General features: G+C 41.6%; 20 protein-coding genes. 9 read left to right on the top strand and 11 right to left on the bottom strand.

Annotation, left to right across the window (positions count from 1 at the left end; all coding sequences use genetic code 11):
- Window positions 1-71: 71 nt before the first annotated feature.
- Window positions 72-1247 carry an aminoacetone oxidase gene (aao, locus tag JOC28_RS04085; protein ID WP_205009366.1) on the bottom strand — a complete coding sequence of 392 codons (1176 nt, stop codon included), beginning with the start codon at window positions 1245-1247 and terminating at the stop codon, window positions 72-74.
- 123 nt (window positions 1248-1370) lie between these two features.
- On the opposite strand from aao, the gene ilvD reads away from it, so the two are divergent.
- Entirely contained in the window at window positions 1371-3074 is a 1704-nt protein-coding gene (gene ilvD, locus JOC28_RS04080; protein WP_205009365.1) for a dihydroxy-acid dehydratase, read from the top strand.
- A gap of 106 nt (window positions 3075-3180) precedes the next feature.
- On the opposite strand, the gene JOC28_RS04075 is transcribed toward ilvD, so the two are convergent.
- Window positions 3181-3810, bottom strand: a complete 630-nt coding sequence (locus tag JOC28_RS04075) for a cysteine hydrolase family protein (RefSeq protein WP_205009364.1) — start codon at window positions 3808-3810, stop codon at window positions 3181-3183.
- A 158-nt stretch (window positions 3811-3968) separates the two neighbouring features.
- Here JOC28_RS04075 and JOC28_RS04070 point away from each other — a divergent pair, with 158 nt between their 5' ends.
- Window positions 3969-5063, top strand: coding sequence for a low temperature requirement protein A (locus tag JOC28_RS04070; protein WP_205009363.1), 1095 nt, complete (start codon window positions 3969-3971; stop codon window positions 5061-5063).
- Between the two features lie 82 nt (window positions 5064-5145).
- Here the strand turns inward: JOC28_RS04070 and JOC28_RS04065 are convergent, their stop codons facing one another.
- Window positions 5146-5496 (bottom strand): metal-sulfur cluster assembly factor, encoded by a 351-nt coding sequence (locus JOC28_RS04065; RefSeq protein ID WP_205009362.1) that lies wholly within the window; start codon window positions 5494-5496, stop codon window positions 5146-5148.
- 159 nt (window positions 5497-5655) lie between these two features.
- Between JOC28_RS04065 and JOC28_RS04060 the strand changes: the two genes are divergently transcribed.
- Together JOC28_RS04060 and JOC28_RS04055 are read left to right on the top strand one after the other, a co-directional pair.
- Complete coding sequence (locus JOC28_RS04060; protein WP_205009361.1) at window positions 5656-6171, top strand: DUF536 domain-containing protein; 516 nt, start codon at window positions 5656-5658, stop codon at window positions 6169-6171.
- Window positions 6172-6219: 48 nt separating this feature from the next.
- Entirely contained in the window at window positions 6220-6807 is a 588-nt protein-coding gene (locus JOC28_RS04055) for a 3'-5' exonuclease (RefSeq protein ID WP_205009360.1), read from the top strand.
- Window positions 6808-6947: 140 nt separating this feature from the next.
- On the opposite strand, the gene JOC28_RS04050 is transcribed toward JOC28_RS04055, so the two are convergent.
- The 3 genes from JOC28_RS04050 to JOC28_RS04040 all read right to left on the bottom strand — a co-directional run bounded on the left by JOC28_RS04050 (window position 6948) and on the right by JOC28_RS04040 (window position 11611).
- Complete coding sequence (locus JOC28_RS04050) at window positions 6948-8660, bottom strand: hypothetical protein (protein WP_205009359.1); 1713 nt, start codon at window positions 8658-8660, stop codon at window positions 6948-6950.
- A 303-nt stretch (window positions 8661-8963) separates the two neighbouring features.
- Window positions 8964-9263: a YbaB/EbfC family nucleoid-associated protein gene (locus JOC28_RS04045; protein ID WP_205009358.1), complete on the bottom strand. Its 300-nt coding sequence runs from the start codon at window positions 9261-9263 to the stop codon at window positions 8964-8966.
- 71 nt (window positions 9264-9334) lie between these two features.
- Window positions 9335-11611: a Xaa-Pro dipeptidyl-peptidase gene (locus tag JOC28_RS04040; protein WP_205009357.1), complete on the bottom strand. Its 2277-nt coding sequence runs from the start codon at window positions 11609-11611 to the stop codon at window positions 9335-9337.
- A gap of 334 nt (window positions 11612-11945) precedes the next feature.
- On the opposite strand from JOC28_RS04040, the gene gla reads away from it, so the two are divergent.
- Together gla and JOC28_RS04030 are read left to right on the top strand one after the other, a co-directional pair.
- On the top strand, window positions 11946-12800 hold the full coding sequence (gla, locus tag JOC28_RS04035) for an aquaglyceroporin Gla (protein WP_205009356.1): 855 nt from the start codon (window positions 11946-11948) through the stop codon (window positions 12798-12800).
- A gap of 153 nt (window positions 12801-12953) precedes the next feature.
- Entirely contained in the window at window positions 12954-13730 is a 777-nt protein-coding gene (locus tag JOC28_RS04030; RefSeq protein ID WP_239548875.1) for a trypsin-like serine peptidase, read from the top strand.
- 59 nt (window positions 13731-13789) lie between these two features.
- On the opposite strand, the gene JOC28_RS04025 is transcribed toward JOC28_RS04030, so the two are convergent.
- Window positions 13790-14674, bottom strand: a complete 885-nt coding sequence (locus JOC28_RS04025; RefSeq protein ID WP_205009385.1) for a TSUP family transporter — start codon at window positions 14672-14674, stop codon at window positions 13790-13792.
- A 178-nt stretch (window positions 14675-14852) separates the two neighbouring features.
- Between JOC28_RS04025 and JOC28_RS04020 the strand changes: the two genes are divergently transcribed.
- Both JOC28_RS04020 and JOC28_RS04015 read left to right on the top strand, forming a co-directional pair.
- Window positions 14853-15602 (top strand): CppA family protein, encoded by a 750-nt coding sequence (locus tag JOC28_RS04020; RefSeq protein ID WP_205009355.1) that lies wholly within the window; start codon window positions 14853-14855, stop codon window positions 15600-15602.
- A complete protein-coding gene (locus JOC28_RS04015; RefSeq protein WP_386701304.1) occupies window positions 15602-16528 on the top strand; it encodes a serine hydrolase domain-containing protein in 927 nt (308 codons plus the stop codon). The genes JOC28_RS04020 and JOC28_RS04015 overlap by 1 nt, the downstream gene beginning before the upstream one ends.
- 18 nt (window positions 16529-16546) lie before the next feature.
- On the opposite strand, the gene JOC28_RS04010 is transcribed toward JOC28_RS04015, so the two are convergent.
- Both JOC28_RS04010 and pflB read right to left on the bottom strand, forming a co-directional pair.
- A complete protein-coding gene (locus JOC28_RS04010; RefSeq protein ID WP_205009353.1) occupies window positions 16547-16987 on the bottom strand; it encodes a GNAT family N-acetyltransferase in 441 nt (146 codons plus the stop codon).
- Window positions 16988-17129: 142 nt separating this feature from the next.
- Window positions 17130-19439: a formate C-acetyltransferase gene (pflB, locus tag JOC28_RS04005; protein WP_205009352.1), complete on the bottom strand. Its 2310-nt coding sequence runs from the start codon at window positions 19437-19439 to the stop codon at window positions 17130-17132.
- 288 nt (window positions 19440-19727) lie between these two features.
- On the opposite strand from pflB, the gene dinB reads away from it, so the two are divergent.
- A complete protein-coding gene (dinB, locus tag JOC28_RS04000) occupies window positions 19728-20840 on the top strand; it encodes a DNA polymerase IV (RefSeq protein WP_205009351.1) in 1113 nt (370 codons plus the stop codon).
- A gap of 34 nt (window positions 20841-20874) precedes the next feature.
- Here the strand turns inward: dinB and JOC28_RS03995 are convergent, their stop codons facing one another.
- Both JOC28_RS03995 and recD2 read right to left on the bottom strand, forming a co-directional pair.
- A complete protein-coding gene (locus JOC28_RS03995) occupies window positions 20875-21348 on the bottom strand; it encodes a hypothetical protein (RefSeq protein WP_205009350.1) in 474 nt (157 codons plus the stop codon).
- 212 nt (window positions 21349-21560) lie between these two features.
- A complete protein-coding gene (gene recD2, locus JOC28_RS03990; RefSeq protein WP_205009349.1) occupies window positions 21561-24059 on the bottom strand; it encodes an SF1B family DNA helicase RecD2 in 2499 nt (832 codons plus the stop codon).
- Window positions 24060-24282: the final 223 nt, after the last annotated feature.

Genomic DNA, 24282 nt, shown 5'->3' with positions numbered 1-24282 from the left:
CATTTCCTTACAAAAAATGGATTGAGAAAACCTCAATCCGTTTTTGTATTTCAATTATTAGTGGTCATTTCTCACCAATGCAAACTTCCTGCCACCCAACCTGAGCAGAGGGCAGCGGTGATGTTGAAGCCGCCTGTGTGGGCGTTGATGTCCAAGACCTCACCTGCAAAGTGGAGTCCTGGAACTTTCTTACTCTCGAGGGTCTTGGGATTGATTTCCTTGAGCTCGACGCCCCCTTTTGTTACGAAGGACTTGGCTAGGGACATCTTGCCAGTGATTGGAATCTGCATATCCTTGATGTTAGCGAGCAGCTGCGTTAGCTCTTTTTCTGTCAGTTGCTTGACCTTGTCGGCAGCAAAGGGCTGGGCTAAAAAGTCTGCCAAGCGCTCTGGTAGGAGCTCCTTGAGGGCATTTTTGATGGATTTTTCCCTTTTTTCGGTCAAATAGCTCAGCAATTCTTCCGAAGACATCTGTGGTAGCAGGTCTAGATGGGCAATTTCTCCTCCCTTGACAAAGCTTGACAAGCGCAGAGCTGCTGGCCCAGAGAGACCAAAGTGGGTGAAGAGCAAATCGTGTGTGATGACATGCTTATCGTAGCTGAGGGTAACATCGTCCAGCGAGATTCCCTGCAAGAGCTTATGAGGAAAGTCAGTCAAGAGCGGACTTTCCGCAGCCTCTAACTCAGTCACTTCTAGCTTGAAATGACGGGCAATCTCAAGACCAAAACCTGTTGATCCAGTTGAAGGATAGGATTTTCCGCCAGTTGTCACAACCAGCTTATCTGCTGTGAATGTTTGTTCCTTGGTCTTAATCTGAAAGAGTTCGTCAATTTTCTTGACGGAAACGACTTCTGTATTGGTCAGAATCTGTCCAGACTGTTCTTTGATTTTCTTCTCTAGAGCGTCGATGATGGTGCGGGATTTATCCGTCGTCGGAAACATACGCCCATGATCTTCAACTTTTAGGGCAACCCCATTGTCCTCAAAAAAGGAGATGATGTCGTGGTTATCAAATTGTGAAAAGACGCTGTAAAGAAAGCGCCCGTTGCCGGGGATGCCTTCTAGCAAATCATCTAGACTACCGTTGTTGGTGACATTACAGCGGCCACCGCCAGTACCAGCCAGTTTCTTACCCAGGCGTTTATTTTTTTCAATGAGGAGAGTGGTCTGACCGTAGTAGCTACTTGCGATAGCCGCCATCATGCCAGCAGGTCCCCCTCCGATAATAATGGTTTCAAAATGTGTCATGACCCTATTCTAACATAAAACAATTTTCTGAGATAGTTAGAAATATTCTAAATATTTCTAGTGTCTTTATTTATTTTTTATGGTAGAATATAGGAAGAAAAAACTTGGAAGAAGGAAATATAAATGAGTGAAAACAAATTGAAACATCGCTCATCAGTTTACGACAGCATGGTTAAATCGCCTAACCGTGCCATGCTTCGTGCGACTGGTATGACAGATGAGAGTTTTGAACAACCGATTGTCGGTGTTATCTCAACTTGGGCTGAAAACACACCATGTAATATGCACTTGCATGACTTTGGTAAATTGACTAAAGAAGGTGTTAAATCTGCGGGAGCTTGGCCAGTTCAGTACGGTACGATTACCGTTGCCGATGGGATTGCCATGGGTACACAAGGGATGCGTTTCTCATTGACATCTCGTGATATTATCGCTGACTCTATCGAAGCCGCTATGGGTGGTCACAATGTGGATGCCTTTGTTGCTATCGGTGGTTGTGATAAGAACATGCCAGGTTCTATGATTGCTATTGCCAACATGGATATTCCAGCTATCTTTGCCTATGGTGGTACGATTTCCCCAGGTAATCTTAACGGAAAAGACATCGACTTGGTTTCTGTTTTCGAAGGTATCGGTAAATGGAACCATGGCGACATGACTGCTGAAGAAGTTAAAGAGCTTGAATGTAATGCCTGCCCTGGCCCTGGTGGATGTGGTGGTATGTACACTGCCAACACAATGGCGACAGCTATCGAGGTTATGGGGATGAGTCTTCCAGGATCATCTTCTCACCCAGCTGAGTCACCAGAAAAAGCAGCTGATATCGAAGAAGCAGGTCGTGCTGTTGTTAAGATGCTTGAAATGGGTCTTAAACCATCAGACATCTTGACACGTGAAGCCTTTGAAGATGCTATCACAGTAACTATGGCACTTGGTGGTTCAACCAATGCTACACTTCACCTTTTGGCAATCGCTCACGCTGCAAATGTTGATTTGACTCTTGAAGACTTTAACGATTTCCAAGAGCGCGTGCCTCACTTGGCTGACTTGAAACCTTCAGGTCAATACGTTTTCCAAGACTTGTACGAAGTCGGTGGTGTGCCAGCTGTTATGAAATACCTTCTTAAAAACGGATTCCTTCACGGAGATCGTATCACATGTACAGGTAAAACAGTTGCTGAAAACTTGGAAGCCTTCGATGACTTGACACCAGGTCAAAAAGTTATCATGCCACTTGAAAATCCAAAACGTGCTGACGGACCACTTATCATCCTTAAAGGTAACTTGGCTCCAGAAGGTGCCGTTGCTAAGGTTTCAGGTGTTAAAGTTCGTAATCACACTGGTCCAGCTAAGGTCTTTGACTCAGAAGAAGAAGCTATCGAAGCCGTTCTTTCTGACGAAATCGTTGACGGCGACGTAGTTGTTGTTCGTTTCGTAGGTCCTAAAGGTGGTCCTGGTATGCCAGAAATGTTGTCATTGTCATCAATGATCGTTGGTAAAGGTCAAGGGGACAAGGTTGCCCTTCTGACAGACGGACGTTTCTCAGGTGGTACTTACGGTCTTGTTGTTGGACACATCGCTCCTGAAGCACAGGTTGGTGGACCAATCGCCTACCTCCACACAGGGGACCTTGTCACAGTTGACCAAGATACTAAAGAAATCACCATGCACGTTTCTGATGAAGAAATCGAACGTCGTAAGGCTGAAACAGTCTTGCCACCACTTTACTCACGTGGTGTTCTTGGTAAATACGCTCACATCGTTTCATCAGCTTCACGCGGTGCCGTGACAGACTTCTGGAACATGGATAAGAGCGGTAAAGCTTAATCATCAAAAAATCGCCTAGCCTAGCTAAGCGATTTTTCTGTATATTAATTTAGAAAAGTAGAGATGTTTATATTTTTGGAAAGAGTTTAGGGAAACTAATGACGTTTTATTTTTCGAGGAGTTGGATAACTTCTTCAGTTGGAAGTGATTGGTTAGCAATGTAGCCGTAGTTAGTAAGAGCGGCTTGGTAGGCTGCTTCACCTGGTGCACCGACAGCATCATTGGCAACGATAACGTTGAAACCAAGCTCAATCAATTCACGCATGTGTGAGTCAACACAGAGGTTGGCGTTCATACCAGCAAGGATAACTGTGTCAATACCATTTTTACGAAGTTGAAGTGCCAAGTCATTGCTTTCTGGTCCGAAGATTTTGTGTGGGTTAACGATGATAGTGTCATCATCCATAAGTTCTTTCATTTCAGGGATAATGTCGGCACCTGAACCTTCTGGAATCGCCTCATATTGGCTATTGCGCCAGAACATTTGGTTGTCAATCATCATTGTCTCACCAGCTGCCTTGAATTGCCATTTTTTATCGTGTGGGTAGAAGTAGTGAGCTGAGATAAAACGTTTGAAGCCACGTTCTTTCGCAACTGCAAAGAGGTTAATGAGGTTTTCGATTGTGTTGACTTTTTCAAGTGTTTCTTGAGTTGCACCAAAGCCTTTACCAGCTGGTTTCAAGAATTCAACCTGAGGGTCAGTGATAACAATAGCAACGTTTTTAGGATTTAACATAAAAATCTCCTTAGTCAATAATTTAATTTACGGTAGCTTCAATTAAGCAATTGGAATCAATAGCTTGAACAAAAACCAACCGTTCGGTACAATTATCTTATCAAAGAAAAAATGACTTGTAAATCATTTTGCTCATTTTATGTTTTAAGGAGATGACAGTGCATAAGAAAGTTGCAATTTCAGAGCTCTTTTTTGACCTGGTTTACGTCTATGCTATTGGTCAGTCAACAGAGCTCCTACATCATTTACACCATGGAACAATCAGCTGGACCAGTCTTCTAGTCTTTCTGGTGACCTTTCTCTTTTTGATTACAATTTGGGTATTTCAGACCTTTTTTGTCAATCTTTTTGGGCAGGATAGTCCGCAAGAAAGATTCTTTCTCTATCTAGATATGGCTTTGATTTTACTGGTTTCCAACAGTTTTAGCTTGGAGTGGCAGGGAAATTTTATCCCCTTTAGCCTGCTTGTCCTATCCTTAACCTCCAGTTTAGCTCTGCAATTTTTCCTAGCCTCACGGCGAACAAAGAAAGAGCTTGAACGAAGACTCGCTAGGACCTATCTTAGAATTTTAGTCTGGCGTTTTAGTTTGGTTCTGACTGCCTTGTTGCTCTATCCTATTTTGGGGATTTATCCATTTTTGCTAGCCTTTATGATAGGACTCTTCCTCCTTTATTTCTATCGAAATGCTCTGAAGAGCCTGCCTTTTGATTATGAGCACCTGCTAGAACGTTTTACCCTCTTGGTCATCATTGCTTTTGGTGAGATGGTTATGAGTGGGATTTCCGATTATTTTAGATTGGAAAGCTTTTCGCTTGAAACTCCACTTGTTTTTCTCTTGGTTATCCTGCTTTTTCATATTTATCACTTTGAGTTTTACCAGCATATCCACTGCCTTCCTAAGTCTAATCTGGGTTTGAGGCTGGTCTATGTTCATTATCCGATTTTACTGGGCCTCTCTATGGTAACAGTCGCACTAGCTATGATGAAAAGTCATCTGATGACGGCTCCCAATCTCTTCTTACTTCTATACAGTGGCTTGGGACTTTATCTTTTGGGGATTCTGTGGCAAAATCTCTTTCATAGACCTAGAGGTCCTGAGGGCAAGAAACTTCTTATTGACTCGCTACTTCTTTATCTCATCAGTTTTCTTTTGGGACAATGGCAGAGCGACAAAGATATTTTTCTTCTGTTATCGAGTCTTCTTTTCCTAAGTCTTTTTAGTTTTCTGCACCGCTATTATTCTAAAAACTAAGAAGAAACAGTATAGTCCACTGTCAATCAGTGTAAAGTAAAGCCCTACTAGAGTGGAATCTCCTTTCTAGCAGGGCTTTTGCTTATTTTCCTCCGCGTGGGCTGATACCGAGAGCGATACGACCGTAACGAGAGATGCGTGTCATTTTCCAAACGGGATTATAGGTGATTTCAACATCAACACTTGAAATCTCATCAAACTGTGTCAACTTGTCGACAATCTCAGCAGGCATGGTGTCAGCACAACCACAGTTAGTATCTGTAAAGGTCATGAGCAGGTGAAGGTGACCCGTTTCGTCCAGATCAATTTGATAAATGAGTCCCAAATTGTACATATCTAGCTCAATTTCAGGATCGAAGATAGTTTCAAAAGTCTCAATCAAACGCTCTGAAAGCGCAGCAGCACGGTCATTGATAATGATATCGTCACGCATAATTTATTTCCTCTATGTTCAAAAGTATTTGTCCTATTATGCCATATTCTGCCTAGATTTTCAATCCTGAAAAGCCCTATATCTTTTGAGCTAAAATTGACATGAGAGAGTGATTATGTTACTATTTTTATGAGTAAATTCAGTATAAAAGAGGATATTATGACGATTGAAAAAACAGTTAGCGAGCTGGCTGAAATCCTTGGCGTCAGCCGTCAAGCAGTCAATAATCGTGTCAAGAGTCTCCCAGAGGAGGACTTGGAAAAAAATGAAAAAGGCGTCACTGTTGTTAAGCGCAGCGGCTTGATCAAGTTGGAAGAAATCTATAAAAAAACGATTTTTGAAGACGAGCCAATTGATGAAGAAACAAAACAACGTGAAGTGCTTGAGATGCTTGTTGATGAGAAAAATAGCGAGATTACACGCCTTTACGAGCAACTTAAGGCTAAAGACCAACAATTGTCTAACATGGATGAGCAGTTGCGTGTCAAGGATGTTCAGATTTCAGAGAAGGACAAGCAACTTGACCAGCAACAGCAACTAACCTTGGCAGCTATGGAAGATAGCAAGACCCTTAAGTTGGAGCTTGATGAAGCCAAGGCAGAGTTTGAAGAGATTCAAACTAAGCAGGAAGAAGAGGCTAAGAAAGGCTTCTTTGCAAGACTTTTTGGAAAATAAAGCTAAAAACTGGACTCAGCGCCAGCTTTTTTGCTAGAGGAAAAGATAATGGAAGTTTTAGAAGAATACATTGCTTTTGATTTAGAGTTTAACACGGTTGATGGCATCAGCCACATCATCCAAATTTCAGCAGTTAAGTTTGTTGATCACCAAGAAGTGGCTAGCTTTGACAGCTATGTTTACAGCTCGGTTCCTTTACAGTCCTTTATCAATGGCTTGACAGGGATTACCGCTGAAAAAATTGCTAACGCTCCTCAGCTTGACACCGTCTTGACAGACTTTAAAGCTTTTGTTGGAGAGACTGCTCTGTTGGGCTACAATGCTATCAAGTCTGATCTCCCCCTCCTGATTGAGAATGGACTCGATTTAACAGAACAGTATGCCATAGATATCTATGACGAATCTTTTGAACGACGCAGCACAGACCTTAACGGCATTGTCAACCTAAAATTGACCAGCGTTGCTGACTTTCTTGATATCAAAGGAAAAGGGCATAACAGTCTCGAAGATGCTCGCATGACTGCTAGAGTCTATGAAAAATTCCTAGAATTTGATGACAACAAATCCTATCTGACTCAACAAGAAGAGACCCACGGTGATAATCCCTTCGCTGCTCTCGGTGGCTTTTTCGACTAAGCTACGGTGAATTGGATAAAGCTTTGGACGGATTTGAGTCGCTTTGTAAAGGTCAGTTCTATTTGCAGTGATTTGCTTACTCTATTTTCAATCTACAATAAAACCTCAGCCCTTAGACTGAGGTTTTTCATGTATAGAGATTAGGCCTTGCTTGCTACACCATTAGCGTCAAAAGTGTAGACAACATCATCGATTGTTCTTGTTTCATTTTTGACACGGGCACCGCTATCCTTATCATAGTAATATTGGTTGCCATCAATTGTGACAAATCCACCTTTGACTTGGATACCAGTTTGTTTGTTAAAGTAAACATCTTGACCGTCGATAGTTTGAGCACCGCTCACACGTTTACCATTTTCATCAAAATAGTACCAGTGACCAGGTTCGACTTCGATGTATTGGCTTTGTGCACGGGCACCTGTTTCGGCATCGTAGTAATAGTAGGCGAAATTGTTATCAGCCATGTAGAAGTAATTACCAGTTGCTGATTTTGTCCAGGTACGTTGGTAAGTCATCTCACCCTTGATCTGTTTACCATCAGTGTCAAAGTAGATGATAGTATCATTGTAGACTTGAGGACCGCGAACAGTTTCTCCCTCTTCATCTAGATAGTACCAATCACCCTTGTATTCAACGAAGCGGTTGGTCCACATAGCACCAGTGTCTGGATCGTAGTAGTGACCGCTGTAAGTATTTTGATCTTCAAAGTCCCCCTTAACCTGACTTCCGTCATCATTGAAGTAGACTTGAACACCATCAATGGTTTGAGCACCAGTAACTGCCTTACCATCTTCACCAGCATAGTACCATTTACCATTTTCAGTATAGTAGGTGTTTTTTAAATCTGGATTTGAAAGACGAGTTCCGACACCGTAACGGTCGAAGTAGTAGTCAACGCCATTGATTGTCTGATTTTGGCTAGTGACAAGTGTATTATTGGTGAAGTAGTAGGTTTTACCATTGATAACCTGCAAACCGTCTACCGCTTTGCCATCTTCATCAATATAGGCTTGTTTTGTCATAGCAACGCCTCTAGGGAATTTGTAAAGAATAGTAACCCACTTAGGACCATAAACTTTTTCACCAGAATTTCCATCAAAGTAGCTATAGCTATTATCTTCATTTTCAATCAAGTAGCCCTTAGCCTGACGACCGCTAGAATAGAAATAGTATTCTTTGCCATCAATTGTTTGGAAACCAGTGATTTTTTTACCATTAGCTGTATAAGCCCAGTAGTAATCAACCTCTCCAGAAGGGTAGCGCCATTGACCATCAGAAACCCATTGTCCCTTATCTAGGATACCAGTATCTTCGTCGGCAAAGTAGGTTGTTCCGTCGATAATAACAGATCCACCTTTTAACTGGCTACCATCCTTGTTGAAGTAATATTCCTTACCATCAATAGTTTGCTGACCTGTTAGGTAGTTTCCTTTATCATCATAGTAGTACCACTTACCATCATCAGTTCCCTTCCAACCACTAGCCTGCTTACTTTCAGACTTGTCTTCAGTGCTAGGCTGGCTAGTTGTTGTTTCAGCTTCTGTTACAATAGCAGAGCTATCACTTGTCTCAGTCGTCTGATTAGCTTGACTAGACTGGCTGCTGTTTGCTGTTGTTGTGCTTGGCTCTTGACTTGTAGCGTCAGAAGTTGCTGGAATTTCTGGTGTAGGAGCAGTCGTCTGCTCCTCAAGAGGCGCAACAGTTGTTACAAGACTAGCGTCAGTCTCAGTGCTAGTTTCATCAGCATAAGTTGTGATACCGTGACTGAGAACAAAAAGACTAAGAGCTGTAACAGTAGTAAGTCCAATTAACTGACGTTTAGGACTATGCCAACTAAGACCTTTTTTTCCCATAATGTTCTCCCTTTTTAAACGAGTCTAAGAAAAATATTAGACATTAAAACGACATCTTCATTATACCTAAAATTCAGATAATTTCAATAAGAATTATGATAAAAGTTACATCAATTTGTAGAAAAACAAATAAGACAAGCGTTTTTTCTCCTTTTTACAAAGATGTGAAATATCATTTAATTAGAAGTATAAAAGTTATTTTACGAAAAACGTCCCTCATTATTGCTTTCTTTATTAAAAAAGCAAAGAAAAAAGAGGTTGGACTTGGTCCAAACCTCCCAATCTTTTAACCATTTTAAGGCATTAGAATGGCAATTTACCAGCAAAGGCACCCATTGTTTTCTTAGTTGCTTCATCAACTTGGTTCATAGCATCGTTAAGTGCTTGAACAGTCATATCTGACAGAGTTTCAAGATCTTCTGGATCAACCACGGCAGGGTTGAAACTGATATTAGTTACTTGCTTGTCACCAGTCACTTGAACCTGTACCAAGTCTTGAGCTGATTTACCATAGAAGCTAGTCGCAGCCAATTCAGCCTGTTTTGCTTCCATTTGTTTTTGAAGCTTTTGCGCTTGCTTCATCATATTTTGCATATTCATCATAATCGTTTACTTCCTTTCCTACATTGATTTCTATTATACCATCTTTAGCTTTTAGGATAAATAGCAGAGCTTCAATCCACTGGTAATTCCAACTGGCTATCTTGCCAGTCGATGGTGAGTTGGTAATCGCTATTGTCACGAATGGTATGCTCAAAGTCTGTGGTGTAGAAGATGAGTCTGATGGTATTTCCTTCTTGCAACTGGTAGATGGTCGGTTGCAATTCAAAGCTGACAGTCATCCAATCATCTGCAGTAACCTCTTCGATTTCAAGGAGGTTAGAGCGATTTTGGAGATTGAGGTGGCTCTTACTGATGACACGATAGTCAGCTTGACCAAATGGTAATTCACGCAGAGCTTCTTCCTTAAATGAACGTCCGTTGTCTAGGCTTTCTCGACCAAGTGGAGCTGGGATAGCTTGAAGATATTTCTGTTGCCCTATTTCCAAGAGCTGGGCAGAAATCAAGCCACGATTCTCAGAGGATTTGACTTTTAGGGTCAGTCTTGGGCGACCGTTGATAAGAAGGTCTTTTGTGATAGGAATATCGATAGAGATGCTTCTAGCTTTCTTAGTGAAGAGGTCATTTTTAAAGGTCTGATAAGCCTTACCATAACGCTCAAAGTCTTCCTTATCGTAGTGGTTTTGGATGACAGAATCCGTACTTTCCAGACTAAAAATCTCAGAAGCTCCGCCATTTCCAAAATGCTCCAAGATCTGCCAAGTTTGCTCGCTACGGTTGTTCTGCCAGATGACACTTGCCAGTTGGAAATCGCTGTCGTGACCGAGGAGTTTCTGACTAATCAGGGCATTCATGCTCTCACGGAAGTCAATAGACTGCCAAGCATTCATGTAAACATGGGCACCATTATGGAAGAAGAGGTGCTTGTTAACATGATGAGGCAGGGCATTGAACATATTGAAGACATGGATTGGCTTAACATTCCAGTCCTGACTGCCGTGGGTGAAGACCACCTCTGCCTTGACCTTGTCAGCTTGTGGTAGGTAGTTGCGGTCATGCCAGAACTGGTTGTAGTCGCCCGTTTTTCGGTCAATAGCTGCGCTGAGGCTATCCAAATAGGTCTGATAGTCTTTTTGTTTGCGGAGATATTGACCAGCAAGCAGGGCGCGTGAATAGGTGAATTCTGTCAGACTATCCAAGTCTTCACCAGGATAGCCACCAGGACTGACCAGCAGTCCATTTTCACGATAGTAGTCATACCATGAGGAGATACCTGCTTCTGCAATAATGACTTCAAGTCCCTCTACACCAGTCGTCGCCAGAGCATTTGACATGGTCCCGAGATAGGACAGACCTGTTGTGACTACCTTACCAGAAGCCCAGTTTGCCTCGATTGAACGCTGTCTGCTATGGTCAGTATAGGCGATAGCTCTGCCATTGAGCCAATCAATAACCGCCTTATAGGACTGTACCTGCTGGTAGTCTCCGCTGGTCATAAAGCCCTCAGAATGCAGGGTACCGACGCCAGAGACATAGATATTTGCCAGTCCACGAGCCAGCAGATAGTCATTGAGCGTGTAGCTGGAGTAGCTAGAGAAGGTCTCCTCGCTCTCTGTCACGACCTTAGCCTCATTGATATAGGTTTTTGTTTGGGGAATAGCTGGCGCTTCTAGATTGATTTGCCCAGCCTTTTTGACCGTCAAATCTCCCTCCATCTTGTGGGTCAGCTTGTCGCTAGCAGGACCATTGACACCTTGATGATAAGGACTAGCAGTCATGGTCGTTGCTAGTTTGTAGTGGGTGTTAGGTCTGATGATGCTAACCTTGACCAAATCTGTCAGTCCATCTCCATCGCTGTCAATAGAACTGTCTACATAGACCACCTCACGAATGACATCAGAAGTATCAAAAGTTGCCAAGCTCTTGCCATTGAAAAAGACATAGTCATTGCTGATGGGGATTAGTCCTTTGGAAACCAGACGGTCGATAAGACTGGCACCATTGACCGTACGAGTCGCTAGCAGCTGATGGAGTTTCTGTAAGAAAGCTCCGCCTGTAATAGGAAAGGCAATCTTATCCAGAAAAGCCTCCAAGTCAGTAAAATCAACATTAGGAATAAATTCCAGCAACTGGAGGGCAACCATGTTAAAGACCTTGTCATTTAGTTCACGGTCAGATTGGAAGAAACTAAGCAGGTCAGTCTCCCAGTCTGCAATCCATTGGCTAAGAGCATAGTCTGTATTTTGATATTGAAAGAAAGTCTTTCTGGCAAAAATCTCTAAATTCTGCTTGTCAGAAAAATCCTTAGACACCTGAAAACCAAGTGCCTTCATTTCCTTGACAGCATCATCAAGACTAGTTGGAATGTAAGAAAATTGATTATATCTCATAAGAAACTCCTAAAAACATGATATAAAGGGAGAATCCAGTTTACTGGAAAATGATAGGACTCACATACATCAAGCTAGTATGTAAGCTGATAGTTGAAAAGAGTGGACAAGCTACTAATAGTTCTTCTTTAATTGAATTGGTAGGTTCAATTTTAAGAAGAAAATCTGACCATATTTTCTGTAAGCGGATGCTCTGTATAGTATCCAAAAGAGAATAAATAAGATAGGAAGTAAGCGTTTTAATTCCGCATAATGGCTTTACTTTATTCATTATACTTGATAAAATGTTAGTTGTCTAAAAAAACTCAAATGTTGAAAGGAATTTAACAAACTCATGGATGTAACATGGACTGTGAAGTATATCACAGAATTTATCGCAACTGCTCTCCTTATTATCCTTGGTAACGGTGCTGTAGCTAACGTTGACCTTAAAGGAACTAAAGGACATGCCGCAGGTTGGTTGACAATCGCTTTTGGTTATGGTTTTGGTGTTATGATGCCAGCTCTTATGTTTGGTAACGTTTCAGGTAACCACATCAACCCAGCCTTCACACTTGGTCTTGCTGTTTCAGGACTTTTCGAATGGTCACACGTTCCTCAATATATCATCGCACAGGTTCTAGGTGCGATCTTTGGTCAGTTGATCGTTGTAATGGTTTATCGCCCTTACTTCCTTAAAACTGAAAATCCAAACCACATCTTGGGATCATTCTCAACAATCGATAACATGGATGATGGCACAAAAGCAAGCCGTAAAGCAGCTATGATCAACGGTTTCGCCAATGAGTTTGTTGGTTCATTCGTTCTTTTCTTCGGTGCACTTGCACTTACTAAAAACTTCTTTGGTGCTGAGTACGTTCAAGCAGTTGTTGAACAATATGCTGGTGCTTACACAGCTGATGAAGTTTCAAAATCAGTATCACACATCTTGGGTGGTAGCTTGGCAGTAGCTCACCTTGGAATTGGTTTCCTTGTTGCTGCGCTTGTTATCTCACTTGGTGGTCCTACAGGTCCAGCTCTTAACCCAGCACGTGACCTTGGTCCTCGTCTTGTTCACCACTTCTTGCCAAAATCAATTCTTGGTGAAGCTAAAGGCGATTCAAAATGGTGGTATTCATGGGTACCAGTTGTAGCACCTATCCTTGCTTCAATTCTTGCGGTAGCCTTGTTCAAATACCTTTACCTATAAGATATTAACGAAAGTCGAGCTTGCTCGGCTTTTTTCTTTTTCTTAACAAATAAAATAAAAATGATAAAAAATTGTGAAAAAACGGAAAATATAAACAAAAAGCGTTTACATTGAACTTCGACTATGATATACTGTCTTCAAGGAGGTATATTTATGAAACGTTTTGTGAAACTTATGATGTTTGCCTGTTTGGCCTTAGTTACAGTATTGTCAGCTAGTGTAGTAAATGCAGAAACAAGTCATGTATCTGACGACGCTTTACGAAATAGCTATCCTTACAATATCTCGCACTATCTGCAGGTAAATGTCGGAGGCAGCTCAAGCAAGAAAAGTTCATCTGCCTTGATTGCACCTAATTTGTTATTGACAGCTGCCCATGGTGTGGCTGACAACAGCACAGGTCAGGTAACCAGTCAGACAACGTCTGCAGTAGCAGTATGGGGAGATGCTTCACCTTATTATGAGGCATCTCAGATTCAAAGGACATCTTATGATAATCCTTTCATCGTTATGCCAGGTTACACTGGTAATCGTGATGTAAAACGTGATATTGCCTTGGTTAAAATTGCAGAGCCAAGCAGCAAGACACAACAGATTGATACCAGTCAGGTCAGATTGGCAGTTTACAACAATCCTCAATCCTTGGTTGGTAAACAATTTACCATTGTCAGCAACAGTCTCAACCTTTGGGGACGTTGGGAGTACGAAGTTGGCACAATTACTGGTGTTAGAGCTGATGGTCTTATAACAACTAATATCAAGGGTGTCAGTGGTCAGTCTGGCTCACCAATTATTGTAGATGGTGAAATTGTTGGTGTGGCAACTAATATTGAAAATGCGACATCAAATATCCTATTTACTCCCCTAACAACTGATATTTATAATCAACTTTTAGCACCAAACGGTGTTTATAATGTCAGCTTTTATTAATCTCGCTTCCTAAAATAAAATACTTTACCAAAAAAGCACCCGCATTGGCGAGTGCTTTTTTATTTCATAGTCTTTTTCAATGATGATCTTAGGAGGCTGATACCTGTAAAGATGGCGATAAAAACAACCAGGATTTTAAGGTTATTGATATCTAGGCTGCTGAGGAAGAGTGCTGCGATAAGAACTCCAATAACGCCACCGATAATGATACCGAGAACACCAGGCCAATTGACACGGTCAGACTTGATAAATTCACGAGAGCTGGCAGTTAGAATCATTGCAGCATCTAGCATCATAACAGGAAGGGCGATGGACGGATTGATTCCCATCAGAGAGAAGAAAATCAGTTCAGGCGCATAGTTTCCAAGTCCCATTGTCATCAGCATTCCGATAATAAAGTCAAAGATAATTCCGACAATCAACCAAATACCGTAAAGACCTCGGATAGCATCTGAATTATCAGCACCAGGATTAGTCCACATACGGTAAACCATGATTAGAGAGGCAATGATAAGCAGAGTACCTAGAATACGCTGCACTTGCTTAGTATTCCAATTCTTAGTGATACGAGCCCCGACAAAGGCACCTGAGAAGGATGCAAGAGCCATACAAACCAAGGTTGTAATATCCACCTTAACAATCGTGATAAATAGCAGAGCCTCTACCAGAACAGGAATGACGTGAGCTGTAGTCAGAGTTGCAGGAATCTTTTTATCATCATCAACTAATTTTGTCGCCTTAAAGAGGGCTGTTGATGTGGCAAATGTCCCGATACCGAGTGTATCTAGGAGGTCAGTCACTAAACCAATCCAAAATCCCGTGAAGAATTTTTCACGAAGATTGATTTTCTGTTTACGGGCATGCAGGATAATCGTTGCAAAAATAAAAATGATCAAGAAGATCAAGAGCAACTGAATGATATGTAGAATCAAATTATTAGTCATTCTATTATTATAAATCAAAGTCTCTCGTTAGTAAATACAGATTGAAAACAAAGTCAGATTTTCCATATTTAGAAGTCTATGAAAAATTCCTCAAAAGGCTAACATTAAGGGCTATAAACCGATAATTATTTGTCAAATCAAGTGATTTACATTACAATAGTAAAGATTGGAGGAAATGATGTCTATTTTTGAAAATGTGTATTTTAACACACCGCTTATTCGAGTTAACAATCGTGATTTAAATATCCAATTTTATCAAGAAAATCTTGGGATGCGATTGACCTACGAAGAAAATGCTATTGCTATCATGACTGGTTGGGAAAACAGAGAGCGCCAGTTTATCATCGAAGAATCACCATCGATGCGTACCCGTGCGGTTGCTGACGGTGTTAAGAAGCTGGCGCGTGTTCGTCTCAAGACAGATGCAGCTTCCATTGAGTCTCTCTTGGCTAGAGGAGTTGATGCGACAGCTATTTTCAAGGGAAAAAATGGCTACGCTTTTGAGGTTAAATCTCCAGAAGATGATCTTTTCCTACTCCATGCAGAAGATGATATAAGCTGCCTTGAAGTGACTGAGGAGGCTGACTTCACAGCAGTAGAAGGTTTTGAAGGTTTGGCTGATTTCCAATTTGATGGCTTTGAGTTAAACGTCCCATCTCAAGAAACTGCTGACTTCTATCAAGAACTAGTTGCTGACGGTCTACCGCTGACAATCAGCTTCACTCAAAGAGAAGGAGCAGACTTGACTGTCGAGCCAAATGTGACTTGGGATTTGGAAATCTTTGAGTTCAAGCTTGATGAATCAGCAGATATGGCTGCTATCAAAGCCTACTTTGATGCTAAAGGGCTAGACGTTTATATGGATAAGAAAGAAACTATCCTTGTCTTGTCTGATCCTTCAAAAATCGAGATTTGGTTCCGTAAATGATGGAAGAAACTTTCCAAAAAATAGAAGAACAGATCAGTCAGGCTATCTATCCTGGTGCTAGCCTTGCTTATTTCCAAAAGGGAAAATGGCAGGAGGCTTATTTTGGAACTCAAGATGGTAGTGAGCCTGTTAAGGCAGGGCTTATCTATGACTTGGCTAGTGTTTCTAAGGTTGTTGGAGTTGGCACCTTGTTGATCCTAGCTTATCAGTCTGGTCAACTAGACCTTGACGCTAGTCTCAAGTCCTACTATCCAGCAGTTGAAAATGAGAAACTGACTATCAGAGACCTGTTGACCCACGCATCTGGTATTGATCCTTTCATTCCCAACCGTGACCAGCTTAATCAAGAGGAACTGATTGCAGCGATTAATAAAATTACAGTTAAGGAAGAAAAGGATTTTCTCTATACTGATATCAACTTTATTTTGTTGGGGCTTATGCTAGAGTATCAGAACAAGCAGACTCTGGATCAGCTCTTTCAGGACAAGATTTTTGGTCCTTGGCAGATGACTGAGACCTCTTTTGGACCTAGAGAAATGGCTGTGCCGACTGTCAAAGGTCAAAAAGCTGGTCTTGTCCATGATCCTAAGGCTCGTGTCTTAGGCGTCCACACAGGCTCTGCAGGGCTATTTTCAAACCTTAGAGATTTGGAGCGTTTTGTCAATCACTATTTGACAGATGACTTTGCTGAGGACCTAGTCAAAAACTATTCTTACAGCTCTAAGGAAAGAAGTCTTGCCTGGGATCTTCAGGATGATTGGCTCCTTCATACTGGCTATACAGGGACCTTTATTTTGATAAATATCCCCCAGCAGAGCGCAGCTATTTTCCTAAGTAATAGGACTTACGAAAAGGATGAGCGTGCTCAGTGGATTTTGGACCGTAATGAATTGATTGAAATCATCAAAAAAGACCTCCTTGCTTAGTGCAAAGGGGTCTTTCGTCTAGCTGAGCTTCTTAATGACAAGGAGATGCTCAATTCCTGTGTCGAGAAAAGTCTCTCCCTGAGGAATAAAGCCGTTTTTCTGGTAAAATGGCAGAGCAGATAGCTGTGAATGTGCCTTTATACTCCTTATTTGTCTTTCCTTGGCAAAGTCACAAACGTATTGGAGCAGCTGATTGCCTAAACCATGACCTTGATACTTATCTAAGACCGCCATTCGTTGAAGACTGGCGCTTTTTTCTGTCTGCGAAAATAAGAGTCTGCAGGTTGCGGCAGCTTGATTATTATCATCATAGAGGACAAAATGAAGGCAGTTAGCCTCGTCTTTATCCAAGTCCCTAGAACGAGGAATTCCCTGTCCTTTCACAAAGACCTGATGTCTGATTTTCATGGCATGAAGATAGGTTTTTGACATGGTGTCTCTAGTCTGCAAAATTTTCATACTGTCATTTTAAAATGATTTGAAGAGATAATCAAGACCTTTGAGATATTTTTTATTATCATCTAGACCGCCATTATCTTGTAGGGTTTATGGGTAAAACAAACAAAAAAGTCGAGCCTAAGCTCGACTTAGTGATGAACTCTTATGCAAGAGCGTCATCCATTGAAAGCACTTCGTGGAAGACACGTTGTGTCAATTCAGTTTTTTGTTCTGGTGTAAGGTATTTAGTGTTTACGCAGTATCCAGAGATACGAACGATAACATCTTCACCAGCCATGATTTTTTCGTAAACGTCGTTAAGGTCCATAACGTTCAAGTTAACGTGTTGACCACCGTTTTCGAAGTAACCGTCAAGGATTGTAACCAAGTTATCAACTTGTTCGTCACGAGTTTTACCAAGGGCACGTGGTGATACTTGAGTTGTCAATGAGATACCATCAGCAGCGTATGAGAAGTCAAGGCTTGCCAATGAGTTCAAGTTTTGCAACCAACCACCTTTAGCTTTGTTAGATGGGTTAGCACCTGGTGAGAAGAATTCAAGTTTAGACAAGTTCACTGAACCATCTTCGTTGAGGTAAACACCTTTGTGAACTGGTGAGTTACCAGTTTGTTTAGAGTAGGCAACGTTTGAAGTGATTGTAAGAAGTGATACAGTTGCTTCAGCGTTTTTGTAAAGTTTGTGGCTACGAAGACGAGTAGTGTAAGCTTCGATCAACCATTCAGCCAATTCGTTTGAACGTGGATCATCTTCACCCCAACGTGGGAATTCTCCAACAGTTTCGTAGTCGTAGATGTAACCATCTTCGTCACGGATTGGTTTAACAGTAGCGTACTTGATAGCTGACAAAGTATCAACAGTATTTGCGAAACCACAGATACCGAATCCCATGTTAGCACGTTGGTGAGTTGGCAAGAAGGCCATTTGGACAGCTTCGTAGTTGTATTTATCAGTCATGTAGTGGATGATGTTAAGGGCATCTACATAAGTGTCTGTCAACCAGTCAAGAGATTTTTCGAAGTTAGCTTTAACTGTATCGAAGTCAAGAACTTCATCACGGACTGGATCGATGTCGAATACTTTGTAGTCTTTGTGAACATCGTCGTAACCACCGTTAAGACCTGTAAGAAGAGCTTTGAGAACGTTAACACGAGCACCAAAGTATTGGATGTTGTGGCGTTGTTCTTCATTTTCTGGGTCAAGTGGTGATACACAGCATGAGATACATGACATTTCACCGTAACCGTCTTTAGCCATTGTTGTCACACCTTCGTATTGGATTGAAGAGTGTTTGTGTGACATTGACATACAGTAGCGACGGAATGAGTATGGCAATTGGTCAGTCCAAAGAACTGTCAAGTTTGGCTCTGGTGAGTTACCGATATTGTCAAGAGTGTTCAAGAAACGGTAGTCCATTTTAGTAACACGGTGACGACCGTCGTTACCCATACCAGCCATAGAAGTTGTGATGAATGTTGGGTCACCTGAGTACAATTGGTCGTAAGCTTTTGTACGAGCAAATTTAACTGTACGAAGTTTCATAACGAAATCATCAACGAATTCTTGGATTTCTGACTCTGTGAATGTTCCACGAGCAAGGTCACGTTCTGCAAAGATATCAAGAACGATTGGCACACGTCCAAGAGATGTAGCGGCACCATTGATAACACGACATACAGCCATGAATGCAATGTTTACCCATTGGATAGCTTCTTTAACGTTTTCAGCTGGACGACGAACGTCAACTCCGTAAAGATCACCAAGTTTAACAACTTCACCAAGTGCTTGGTATTGCATGTTAACTTCTTCGCGAAGACGGATTGATTCTTCGTCGATTTCAGTGATAGCATTCCAGTCGTTAACTTTTTCTTGCATCAAGTAGTCTGCACCGTAAAGAGCAAGACGTGCGTAAACACCGATGATACGTCCACGTGAGTAAGCATCTGGAAGACCAGTAACTGTGTGAGCGTGACGTGCACGACGGATATTTGAAGTGTAGGCACGGAAGATACCGTCGTTAACAGTAGTTACGTATTTTGTAAAGATTTCGTGAACAGCTGGATCTGGTTCATAGCCATTTTCTTTAAGAGTAGTTTCCGCCATACGGATACCACCTTTTGGCATGAAGTTGAGTTTGAACAACTCATCATTTTGGATACCAAAGATCAATTCATCTTCTTTTGAGATGTAACCAGCTGGGATATCAGCGATTGAAGTTGGACGGTTATCGTATGGGAAACGAGTTTCTTCATAGTGAGCTTTAGTTTCTTCTACGATTTTTTTAATTTTGAGTGAGCGCTCAGTTGGACCAGCCAAGAAGCTTTCATCTCCATCATAAGGTGTGTAGTTTGCTTGAACAAAGCGTGATACGCTGGCTCTTTCTTTCCAGTCAGTACCTTTGAAGCCTTCCCAAGCTTTTTCAAAAACATCAGTGTTAGTTTTGACAGTTGCCATGACATTTCTCCTTATTAATTCTAATAACAGTAAATCTGTTATACTTACAATTATATTCTATCATACAGTAAGCGTTTACACAAATAAATTTGAGCATATTATTTGACTTTCTTTTATAATACAGTTTTCTAAAAAATATTAACTGTATTATAAATATCAGAAAATAGTATTGACAGTCAAAATGTTATATAATACTAAGTAATGAAAAACTTACTGAGAATTAGTCTAAATAATGATATGAACCATTCTAAGTATTATACCCAGGTCTAGTCTATCCAAGGAGTGTCTATGCTAGAATTTCCCCTCATCAATGACACATCACGCAAGATCATCCATATCGATATGGATGCTTTTTTTGCTGCTGTCGAAGAAAGGGATAATCCTAGTCTCAAGGGTAAGCCAGTTGTGATTGGGAGTGATCCCAGAAAGACAGGAGGTCGTGGGGTGGTTTCCACCTGCAACTATGAGGCGAGAAAGTTTGGTATCCACTCTGCCATGAGTTCCAAGGAGGCCTTTGAGCGTTGTCCCCAGGCCGTTTTCATTTCGGGAAATTACAGTAAATACCGAGAAGTTGGTTATCAGGTTAGGGAGATTTTTAAGCGCTATACAGATTTGGTTGAGCCTATGTCTATTGATGAGGCCTATCTGGATGTGACGGAGAATAAGATTGCTAGCGCTTCGGCAGTAAAAATAGCCAAGCTGATTCAACACGATATCTGGAAGGAGCTGAGCTTGACCTGTTCAGCTGGTGTTTCCTACAATAAATTTCTAGCTAAACTGGCCAGTGATTTTCAAAAGCCAGCTGGCTTAACCTTGATTTTACCAGATGAGGCAGAGAGCTTTCTAGCTGATTTGCCTATTGAGAAGTTTCACGGTGTTGGAATCAAGTCGGTTGAGAGGTTGCACGAGATTGGTGTCTTTACGGGAAAAGATTTGCAGGAAGTTTCTGAAAATCAGCTGATTGACCTTTTTGGTCGTTTCGGCTATGACCTTTATCGTAAGGCTCGTGGCATTTCTAACTCTGCTGTTAAGCCCAATCGCATCCGCAAATCTATTGGGAGTGAGAGGACTTATGCTAAACTTCTTTTTAGTGAGGAAGATATCAAGGCAGAGCTGAGTAAAAATGCGCAACGTGTAGCAGATGCCCTGATTAAGAATCAGAAATCAGCCAAGAGTATTGTTATCAAGGTTCGCTATTCTGATTTTTCAACCTTGACCAAGCGTCATAGCTTAGAAGTGGCAACTCAGGATTTTACGCTTATCGAAAGACAAGCTCATGCTATTTTTGACGAATTGGAGGAAAATCAATCTGGCATCCGCCTTTTAGGCGTTACAGCTACCTCACTTGAGGATCAATCGATTGAGTTGAATCTCCTGGAGGATAGAGAGCAAGGTAAATAGAAAAAGTCTGGAAGAGTGAATTCCAGACTTTCTTTTATCCTAGATAGGTCTTGCTACACTGATAGCCATAACCGTAGAGGCAGCTAAAGAGAACTGGTGCAACAAAATTACTGATGTGTGGGCTTGTTTGTCCAATAGCAATGCTATAAAGGACTAATCCAAGGGAAATAAGTGTCAAAACAAAACCAAGATAGTAGGGCAAGAGGGAAATCGATTTCCCTTTTTTCAATCGTCTGAGATTACGAATCAAGAGCCCAGCGATGACTAGGTAGAGGGCAAGAACGAGGATAGCTTGAGCATAAGTGCCAAAGGTTTGGGCTTGACGAATGGCAGCAAGGGTCTGACTATCATAGTTAGATGATAGTTGGCTGTCGCTTTGAGTAGCTACATAAATCAGCCCAATTAAGTTCAAAAGAGCAATCAAACCAATAAATAAATTAAGAATGATGGTTAAAATTGATGTATTAGTAATATGTTTTTTGAGTTTTTCACTCGAAGTAAGAATCATACAAAATCTCCTTGTTAGAATATGATATAAAGGGACATTCCAGCTTGCTGGAAATTTTCGTAAGGAAATAGGAAATTTACCGACGACGCTTGCGTCTAGGTATAATTTCTCTTTTCCCATAGAAAATTAGTCCCGTATTCGAATACGATGATACGAAAGCTCTTAAGCGAGCAAAGCAAAAATTATCTTTCAGTAACTTTCCTTAGTCAGCCTTACTCTTTCTTGGTGAAGAAGAGCTCCAAATCTTTCTGTGTCAGTCCAATCATAGGATCGATATCAGTCCAATTGTCCTCTGTTAGTCGGTAAGATTGGGACTTATGAACAGAATTCACAGATTTATCCACTGACTTATCAACAACTTGTGTATAAGTAGTTGATAAGTCTTTTTTATCGCTAGAAATAGCTTCATTTAAGGGTTTTGAAGGGGTTTCTTGGCTTGAATTTTCAAGATTATTGGAACTTTTATCTTGAAAATTATCCACAGAGCTGTTGATAACTTCTTTGGTTTCTTCTTGGAAGCGTTGGACAAGGTAGGTTTTACGTTTGGCACCTTCATTTTGGACGGCGTAGTCAAAAGCTTGGTATTCTCCTAGGAGAATGAGCTTGCTTTTAGAACGAGTAATGGCGGTATAAATCAGGTTGCGTTGCAGCATGCGCCCGCTTTGGCGTGTGATTGGTAGAATGACCACTTGAAACTCTGAGCCCTGTGACTTGTGGATAGACATGGCATAGGCCAAGGTAATCTTAGGCCATTCGTTACGAGGGTAGCTGACTTCAGTTCCGTCGAAATCGAGGATAATCTCATCTTGCTTGGACTCGGTGTATTTGGCGGGAATCAGGTCTGTGATATAACCGATATCGCCATTAAAGACATTGGATTCGGCATCGTTGATGAGGTGAAGAACCTTGTCATACTTACGAAAACGGGTCTCGTTAAAGAGAAATTCGATCTCATCGTCTAGTGGATTGATCAAGTCTTGTAGCAGCTGGTTGAGGTTATTGATACCAGCCTGTCCTCGGTACATGGGAGCAAGGATTTGGATTTCAGATGGTTCAATACCACTTTTGATGGCTGATTGAACAATTTTTTCTACCATACTTGGGATAAAGGCAGGGCCAGCTTCGAAATAGGAACGGTCTGCTTTTTTACTGGTAAAGTCATCTGGTAGTTGGCCTTGTCGAATATGACTTGCCAAGGTAACGATTGTTGAGTCATCAGACTGTCTAAAAATCTTAGTTAGGGCAATCTGTGGCAGCTCTGCTATTTTCAAAAGGTCAGCCAAAACCTGTCCAGGTCCAACAGAAGGTAGCTGGTCGCTATCGCCCACGATAATGAGCTGGGTGTTGGAGGAGATGGCAGATAGGAGCTGATTGGCAAGCCAAGTGTCCACCATGGAGAACTCGTCCACGATGATGAGGTCGGCATCTAGGAAATCATCTAGAGTCTGGAAATCATCGCTATCCCCAGTCAGACCAAGGTGTCTGTGGATAGTGGCACTAGGGAGCCCAGTCAGCTCGTTCATGCGTCGGGCTGCACGTCCAGTGGGAGCGGCAAGGAGGATAGGTGACTCATCCTTTTTGAGATTGATACGGCGCAGGCGGGCATAAGTCTCGATAATACCATTGATAACAGTGGTTTTCCCTGTTCCTGGTCCACCAGTTAAGATGAAGACCTTATTGGTTAGAGCCTTGTGGATAGCTTCCTTTTGAACGCTATCATAGGAAATTCCCAAATCATCTTGTATCTCCTCAATCTCCTGCTCGATTTTTTCTGTGGAAAAGTCGAGACTGGTCTTAGTTTCCAAGAGACGATTGAGGTGCTTGTGGATACCTGCTTCAGCATAATAGAGGCTATTGTCAAAAATCTTGGTACCGATATGCTGCACCTTGTCCTCTGCGATGAGGTTGCTGAGTTCATTGGCAACAAGGGCAGGATCTAGTTCAATCTGGCGACTGTCCTCAAGCAGGTAGAGCGATCCTTCAAGGAGTTCTCTAGCTTCCAGATAGGTGTCTCCCTCTTCAAGAGAGCGTTCAAGGAGGACATGGATAAGGGCTGCGCGGAAACGTTGGGGAGAATCAGCTGCAATACCTAGTTGCTCTGCTAATTGGTCAGCCATCTTAAAGCCGATACCCTTGATTTCTTCAACCAGTTGATAGGGATTTTCTTTGATAATATCGAGACTGTCTTCCTTGTATTCATTGAAGATTTGCACAGCAAACTTGGAAGAGAGTCCATAGCTGGCTAGCTTGGTCAAAATTTGTTCCGTACCATAATTGAGTTTGAGCTTGGCAACAAATTTTTCACGATTGACCTTAGAAAGTCCAGTGATACTATCTAGCTTAGACGGATCTTCTAGAATCTTGTCAATAGGATCTTCACCATAGAGATCGATAATTTTCTCAGCTGTTTTTTTACCAATTCCCTTGAAATTATCGCCAGAAAAGTATTTGACCAGACCAGATTGACTAGGTTTAGCACGTTCATAACGTTCTAGCTTAAGCTGTTGACCATACTTGGGATGCTGGACCAAGTCCCCCCAGAAGGTGTAGTCTTCACCCTCCATGACATCCCCCATAGTTCCAGTAATGATAATATCGGGTTCAGGATAATCGCTGTCGCTATCCTCAATCTCCAACAAAAGAATCTTGAAAAAGTTTGACGCATTCTCAAAAATAATACGATCAACCCTACCAGAAAAAAAATAAGACATAGAAAACCTTTCAAAATGATACAAAAGCCGTTAAGCGAGCAAAGCAAAAATAGGAAACTGACGATGTGTCGATAAGACACAAGGCAGTTTATCTTTTTTGCACAGCTCGTAGGTTGTGTTCAAATCAGATGATACAAAAGCCGTTAAGCGAGCAAAGCAAAAATAGGAAACTGACGATGTGTCGATAAGACACAAGGCAGTTTATCTTTTTTGCACAGCTCGT

Origin of the sequence: Streptococcus loxodontisalivarius, from assembly GCF_016908645.1 — a bacterium.
In the GTDB taxonomy this organism is placed as follows: Bacteria; Bacillota; Bacilli; order Lactobacillales; family Streptococcaceae; genus Streptococcus; species Streptococcus loxodontisalivarius.
The sequence above is the reverse complement of the archived record's forward strand: the minus strand, read 5'-3'. Positions and strand labels throughout refer to the sequence as shown.